Annotated in this window: 5 protein-coding genes; 4 read left to right on the forward strand and 1 reads right to left on the reverse strand. The window is 53.3% G+C overall.

Going from position 1 to position 6,682, the window contains the following annotated elements; all coding sequences use genetic code 11:
* Positions 1-702: 702 nt before the first annotated feature.
* From ACR0JW_RS23690 to ACR0JW_RS23705, 4 genes are all read left to right on the forward strand, one after another.
* The gene (locus tag ACR0JW_RS23690; protein ID WP_170681089.1) at positions 703-2,172 is read left to right on the forward strand and encodes a hypothetical protein; all 1,470 of its coding nucleotides are present in this window, start codon (positions 703-705) and stop codon (positions 2,170-2,172) included.
* A gap of 282 nt (positions 2,173-2,454) precedes the next feature.
* Positions 2,455-3,465 (forward strand): ABC transporter substrate-binding protein, encoded by a 1,011-nt coding sequence (locus ACR0JW_RS23695; RefSeq protein WP_480714599.1) that lies wholly within the window; start codon positions 2,455-2,457, stop codon positions 3,463-3,465.
* Between the two features lie 43 nt (positions 3,466-3,508).
* On the forward strand, positions 3,509-5,239 hold the full coding sequence (locus ACR0JW_RS23700) for an adenylate/guanylate cyclase domain-containing protein (RefSeq protein ID WP_170681091.1): 1,731 nt from the start codon (positions 3,509-3,511) through the stop codon (positions 5,237-5,239).
* 391 nt (positions 5,240-5,630) lie between these two features.
* A complete protein-coding gene (locus tag ACR0JW_RS23705) occupies positions 5,631-5,993 on the forward strand; it encodes a nuclear transport factor 2 family protein (protein ID WP_170484832.1) in 363 nt (120 codons plus the stop codon).
* A gap of 214 nt (positions 5,994-6,207) precedes the next feature.
* Here ACR0JW_RS23705 and ACR0JW_RS23710 read toward each other — a convergent pair.
* Positions 6,208-6,682: SRPBCC family protein (locus ACR0JW_RS23710; protein WP_480714600.1), on the reverse strand; the 475-nt coding region annotated here is incomplete at its 5' end.

The following is a 6,682-nucleotide window of genomic DNA, read 5'->3' on the forward strand; positions in this document are numbered from 1 at the left end:
GCCTCCAATCCCGATGAAGAATCGGTAAAAGCCACGCTTGGCACTTCGGACGACGGAAGCCTTTATGCCGACGGCCAGGAGGACGATGATGTTGATGGAGAAGCGGAGGGAGCAGATCAAACCCCGGATGAAGAGCCGGAAGACGAATTTGCAAGCAACGGATAAATGTAATGTAAGAGGCCTCAGAGCGGGAATTTAGACGCCTTCTTTGATATTGCCAGCCTCCAGTTGGATTGAACCCGATTTATGCATTAGGTGCCACTATCGCTACTAAGTGGACAACCTAAAACACAACTTCCGCGAAACAACCATGTTCGCTTTGGGCTCTTCTTCGACATCTGAGCGGTTCGGTCAGATGTCAGCTAAGCCGCGTACAGAAGCCCTTCAAGACGACGGAACCGAGGTGCGGGGTCCGCTTCAGTGCCTTAACGACCGCTCCTGCCAGAAACGGCCATTCGCTGCTACAGCTTCAAAGGTCTGGGTTGCGGGACTAAGCTGCCCTTAGGTGCGCTGCGGCACGTTTGTTTTGCTTGAACAACTGCTCAGCGGATAACGCGTACACGCCGCGTAAGAAAATATTCGATCGAACAGAGCGCATCGCCGCTCAGATGACAGTTCGGACATATCGTACAATTGTGTGTATGATGCCGCCGAGCCATACGCTCAAACAATTTCGGACAAAATTTAATGTGGAGACGATAGATGCAGCATTTGCATACCAAAGCCCGCAATACTTTTGTCGCCTGTATTAGCTCGTTCTTTGTTTTCGTGCCCGCAGTCTCAGCGGAGGCTAATTTCCAGACGACATGCAACCCAAAAGCGGACCAGGTTTTCAACGAAGGTCTGAATCTAATTCACAACATGATGTACATTCAAGCCGAAGAAGCGTTCAACAAAGCAGCGTCTGCGGATCCAACTTGTGCCATGGCACAGTGGGGCATCGCGATGTCGAACTTTCACCCTCTTTGGCCGGGCACTCCCAGTGAAGCCGAAACAGAGAGAGGGTCTGATGCAGCGGAAAATCTCGCGTCAATGTCCTCCGAAAGCGCCGTTGAACAAGCATTGATCGACGCCGCTGTTGCTTTCTACGCCTCAAGCCAGGAAGGTTACCGCGCTCAGCTTAAATCGTGGGCGGAGAAACAGGTGGCAGCTGCGGACCATCATGCAGACGACTTGGACGCCGCGGCGTTTGCGGCGCTGGCGCGCCTTGCAACGGCGCCGCGAGGGGCAGACGGAATCAAAGTAAAGTCGCAGGTGGGTGATACGCTCGACGCGCTTCATCAAAAGGCACCAGAACATCCTGGCGTCATTCACTACGCGATCCACGCCTATGACAATCCGCCACTCAAGGAGCGAGGCAGGCCGTACGCCGAGATTTACGATAAAACCGCTCCAAGCGCTCCACATGCGCTGCATATGCCCGCTCATATCTTTACACGAACGGGAGAATGGGAAAAATCAATTGATCTGAACAGCCGGTCCGCTGAAGCAGCTCTTGAGCAATCAAAAGACGTGGTACAAAGCCACTATGCGCATGCGATCGACTACATGGTTTACGGCCACCTACAACTTGGGAATACAGACGAAGCTGCAGGGCTGGTCGATGAAATGCTCGCAATTCGAAATCATCAGGCCAGTTTCGGAAGCGCTTATGCGTTAGCGGCTGCACCCGTTCGGCTACCTCTTGAGCGGGGACAATGGGACGTCGCGGCGGCACTGTCGCCTGAGATGCATCCGGTCATTCCATGGGAGAAATTTCCACAAACTGTAGCCATGCGATGGTTCGCGATCGCTATCGGCGCGGCCCGTAGCGGTGATGTCGATACAGCGCAGAGCGCGCTTGCCGAGCTCAAGTCTTTGCACGCTGTGATGAAGGAGCGTGGGCAGGGCTATTGGGCGCAGTTGACCGAAGCACAGATCATGTCGGTGGAAGCCTGGATTGAACTGGCGGGTGGGGGCTCTGAGACCGCAGTTGCTAAGCAGACAGCCGCGGCTGATCTCGAGGATAAGATTGGCAAAAGCCCAGTCACACCCGGCCACGTCCTTCCGGCACGAGAACTTCTCGGGGACATGCTGATAGAGCTTGGAAAACCCAATGAAGCTGCGGTCGCTTATCAGGCGACGCTGGAACTTTCTCCAAACAGAGCAAGAAGCCTCGCGGCACTTCAATAAGTGGCAACAACACACTTGGTCGGTGCTTTGTAGTTTTTGCAGCAGCATCGACCGATTTGGGCAAAAGCAGCCGCATAGCGATCATGGCCCGAACGACTGCCATGCGGACTTACCAGACGGTCAACTATCGCGTCGCTTCGAGGATAATTGAAACCACGTCACTTTTAAAAGACGGTAGTCTCCGTTAGCCTAAGCTACGAAACTAGTTAGTTTGCTGGGTTGACCGGCCTCGCAAGAGCACACTGTGTTTTGAACGTCGGCAACCGGCGGGAGTAGACTCACATGAGCTTCATTTCTATGCGGTCAATCTGCCAAAAACTTGTTCAATGGATGGGCGCGCTGATCGTGGCTTTGCCTAGCGGCGCAGTCGGTCAGTCTGACACAGCAACAATTCCTCGGATCGGTTTGCTAACCTGGTCGGCGTGTGAAGAGGCGTGGCTGTTGAACAGTTCCGGTCCCTTCTTGCGAGGGCTGGACGAGCTTGGACACAAGCCAGGCGAGTCAGTCTTGATTGAGTGTCGGAGTGCAGGCAAAAGTTATGACGGATTATCAGCGGCGGCGGCCGACCTCGCGCAACTCCCATTAGATATAATTGTCGGAGACTCGGAACCGGTGGCCCACGCCGTGCGCGCCGAAACGTCGACGATCCCGATGGTGATGATTATTAGTGGCGATCCGTTGGACAGCGGTCTGGCAAAGAGCCTTGCAAAACCGGGTGGTAACGTAACGGGCGTCACCTACTACGCCACGGAACTCACTGCCAAGCGGCTGGAATTCCTGGCAGAGTTGATTCCAGAACTGAAAAATGTCGGCGTCCTCGCCAATCCGAACGTGGCTTACATGCCTTTTGAAGAGGATGCCAAACGGGCCGCTTCGCGGCTGGGTATCACTGCGACGGTATACCAGGTTCGTGAACCTGAAGATTTAATAGAGGCGTTCTCGCAGATGAAGGCCGACGGCGCTCAGGCGGTCTTCGTGCTGCCTGACTTGATGCTCTCTAATCAAGTTACAACGATTGCCGAACTCTCTCTGGATCATGGATTGCCGTCGATGGGATGGGGTGGATGGTTCACGCCAGCAGGCTTTTTGATGGCCTATTCGTCGGATTATTACGCGATGCATCATCGGCTGGCCTTCTACGTTGACCAAATCTTGCGTGGTGCAAATCCGGGTGACTTGCCAATTGAGCAACCAACTACTTTCAGCCTGTCGATCAACATGAAGACGGCAGAGACCCTTGGTTTAGAAGTGCCGCAAGGGTTGTTACTTCTGGCGGACGAGGTGATCGAATGAAGCACAACTGCAGGGCTTTTGCTTCGATTGATGCAGCGTAGCCGTGGAATGTAAGCGCGGAAAACCACGTCGGTCTCTGTTCCGGAAATACTTCTTTGTTTTGTTCGTTGCTGTCAGCGTTCCGCTTCTAGCAACTGGAGTGAGCGACGCATGGTTCGGCTATCGCGACCAACGCGCCTTGCTTAACTCACTTTTGCGGACGGAGGCGAATTCTGCGGCCGCCCGGATTGAGGCATTTCTCGAAACTATCGAAAACCAACTCAGTTGGACCGTTCGGCTAAACTGGTCAGCAGAAACTCTCGATCAACACAGATTCGATGCTTTGGGAGTTCTACGCCTGGTTCCAGCTGTCGTGAGCATCACGCTCGTAGATGGCAACGGGGTGGAACAACTATTCGTCTCCCGGATCGAACTGAACAGAATCGCGAGTGGGATTGATCGGTCCCGTGATCCAGCGGTATCTGGAGCGCGATCCGCACAGTTATGGTACGGTCCGGTCATCTATTACCAAGAGTCAGAGCCGCACATGACAATCGGTCTGGCCGGCAATCGCAAGTCCGCCGGCGTCGTGATCGCCGAGATCAATCTAAAACTCATCTGGGATTTAATATCGGCCATTCAAGTGGGAAACAGCGGCCAAGCCTTTATTTTGGATGAAACCTATAAGCTTGTCGCACACCCTGACATCAGTCGTGTTCTGCGCGGCACTGATGATGTGACCTTGCTCGCCATGCGCGATTTGCTACGGAAAATTGATGAGGCGGAAGGAAATGCCGTCGTCGCAAAAGACACGTTCGATGGAACTGTCTTAATTACTATGTCGGCCGTCTCGGGAGCAGGATGGGTGGTTTTCGTCGAGCAACCACTGTCTGAAGCATTTGCACCGATCTATTCTGCCTTGTGGCGTACAGCAGGGCTGCTGCTTGCAGCGGCCGCGTTCTCCGCTTTGATTGCCTATTGGCTCGCTCGGCGCATGGCCGGTCCCATTGGCAAACTAGAAAAAGGCACTGACCACATCGGCGCCGGCGATTTTGGCTACCGCATTGAAATCGCCACGGGCGATGAACTCGAACTGCTCGCGGACCGGTTCAATCTTATGGCCAGTGAACTCGCTGTATCTCAAGAACGATCAGACCGGATCGCTAGGCTGAAGCGCTTCCTCGCGCCGCAAGTCGCCGAGTTAGTTGAAAAGTCAGGAGATGAAAGCGTGCTTGCAGGACAGCGCGCGGAAGTTGTCGTCGTCTTTTGCGACCTTCGCGGCTTTACCGCTTTCTCAGCCGGATCAGAACCTGACGAGATAATGCAGGTGTTATCTGACTACCATGAGACACTCGGCTCCATAATCACACGCTATGAGGCCACGTTGACGAACTTTTCGGGAGACGGGCTGATGATACTTTTAAATGCGCCGGTACGATGTGCAGAGCCAGCAATACGTGCAGTGGACATGGCAATCGACATGCAGACGGAAGTTCAAAGGCTCGTCTCCCAGTGGCGCTCCTGTGGTTATGAACTCGGGTTCGGAGTTGGACTTGCGATCGGCCAGGCAACGGTCGGTCGAATTGGCTATGAGGGACGCGTCGAATACACTGCTATTGGTAACGTCGTGAATTTGGCTTCGAGACTGTGTTCATCTGCTGACAATGATCAAATCCTCCTCGATCCCGTTTTGGCAGAGGCTGCGCGTGAAAAGTTTTCGTTGGTCTCACTCGGTAGCCGGAGATTCAAAGGCTACGAGAAACAACTCGTCGTATTTAGCGTTTCTCACAGTTAGTTTAGCATCCCGTCGGACTAGGAACTGGATTGCCAGACACTGCAATTCGATACTTGCCGCTTGTAGCTCTAGCGGAAGTAATTGGAACCAATTCAATCTGTCCAAATGATTTGTTGGTGGCGGGTTTACACGCATAAGACTGGATCTTCACCGGAAGCTGAAAAACGGCAGGTTTGGGCTCGAAGCGGACAGTCGGCAAATTTGGTGGAGCGTCTGCTTCGCGGACAAAGCTGCTATGCATCATGCGCCTTACGTGCAGAGTAAACGGCCCAAGCCGCGACAATTCGCTTTCCCAAATTTAAGTATTTCTCACGTGGCGCACAAAGACGAGCATCGAGACAGGCTTTTGTGATAGTCTGATGACACCAGCGGGTAAACTTAGGGGGAAAAGATGTCTGATGTTGAAAGTGTAAAAGCCCTCGACGCGTCCATCATTGAAGGGATCAATGCAAAGGATGCAAGTATGGCGACAGCCGCTTACGCCGAAGATGGAGCCCTCATGCCACCTGGTGCTCCTACAATGTCTGGCCACGCGGCCATCCGAGAGTATTGGCAGGCGGCAATTGATGGGGGCCTTGAGAACGTTTTGGCCAATCCGACCGCAGCTCATGTCAGTGGAGACTTTGCAGTTACGATGGGGACTTTGACAGGCTCAATGGGCGGGCAAGCACTTGCTGGGAAGTACATTCTTTACTTCCGAAAAGGCAACGACGGCTGGAAGGTTCAGCGTGACATCTGGAACTTTGACGCATGACGCACGGAGGGTCTGGAACAGGTCAAGGGTTAATCTAACTTCTTTCCGTAGGCAGGTCGCGCTCATTGAAAGTGGCTTGCGTAGCGCTTTAACGTGACCATTACCTATCAGGGCATGGCCGCAGGTTTTTGACGCCATTGTCCACGTCACGGATAAGACAGGTCTAGCATCCACCAGTAACTCGACCTTAGTTTGGGCATTACACCATATGTCATTAATTGGATTGGCCGAGTTTTTTGTCCATTTCCATAAAGGACGCAGCCCAAAATTCCGCCAGAAATGCCGCCGCCTCTTGTTCAGAGGTTTCTGAACGGTTTCCAGCTGAATCAGTTGCTTCGCCGAATGTGTAGCGCAAATCAGTGCCACCATTGTTTTCCGTCAGATGATAGGTTTCCGGCAGGCTAATGTGCGGACGGGCGGGATCTTGGATTCGCGTCGAAAAGTACTCAAACGGCTCCCAATCAGTGACGCGATAATGAAAGTCTGCCAGCTCATGAGCGCAATGATAGTTAGATCCGGGGGCAAGACGACCTTGCGGATTTTCAACCGTGACCGTCTTGATGCGGTCCATCCAGTTCTGTTTGAGCTCAGGAGCTAACAGAAATTCCCAAACCACGCCGATAGGCGCGTTGAAATGGTGTCGGAAAGTCCAAACGCCATCCTCTTCGGCGAGATAATGGCGTTGGCGT

The organism is Ruegeria sp. BG6 (genome assembly GCF_056538465.1).